A 507-nucleotide genomic window follows, 5' to 3' on the forward strand; every position below is an offset into this window, starting at 1 on the left:
GTATTTGTCCGCCGTGATTTTGACGGCGTTGTCATCCCAGTGGGCGGGAGCTTCCAGACCCAGACGCTCGTAAATGGTCTTGCCGGTTTTCCAATCCATAATGCGGACGTCGCGGCGCGTCCAGTCCACTTCATCATAGGGGTGGACTTCATTGTGTGAAAATCTTCTGGTGAATTTCAATCCGCCCAGCAGGTCTTTCCTCTGGGGGAGGATAATTTCCTGGCCTGTGCGCAGTTTGAGTATGGTTTGCGAGTTGTCTGTGGTCATTGGATTGCGAAGTAGAAAGGTTTGGGAATAATCCCGTAGGCTTGCGCTTCGTCATGGGGCGGCGGCGCGTAGCGTGTGCATTATCTACTGAAAAATAATCCTGATGAAAAGGAAATATTGTACAGTATTTTTTTATATGCACTATATATTGTATTGTTTGTCCTGTTTTCTAGAAAAAATTCTCCTGTCTTGCGTGATTTTTTCTGTCTTCCGCATGCTTCTTTTTTTGTTTGGCAAAGG

At 46.4% G+C, this 507-nt stretch carries 1 protein-coding gene; it reads right to left on the minus strand.

The window, feature by feature from the left end; genetic code table 11:
• On the minus strand, positions 1-267 hold a 267-nt coding region (locus tag ACFFUV_RS24245), incomplete at its 3' end, for a hypothetical protein (protein ID WP_512701424.1).
• Positions 268-507 lie beyond the last annotated feature (240 nt).

The organism is Vibrio olivae, assembly GCF_042428525.1.
Classification (GTDB): Bacteria; Pseudomonadota; Gammaproteobacteria; order Enterobacterales; family Vibrionaceae; genus Vibrio; species Vibrio olivae.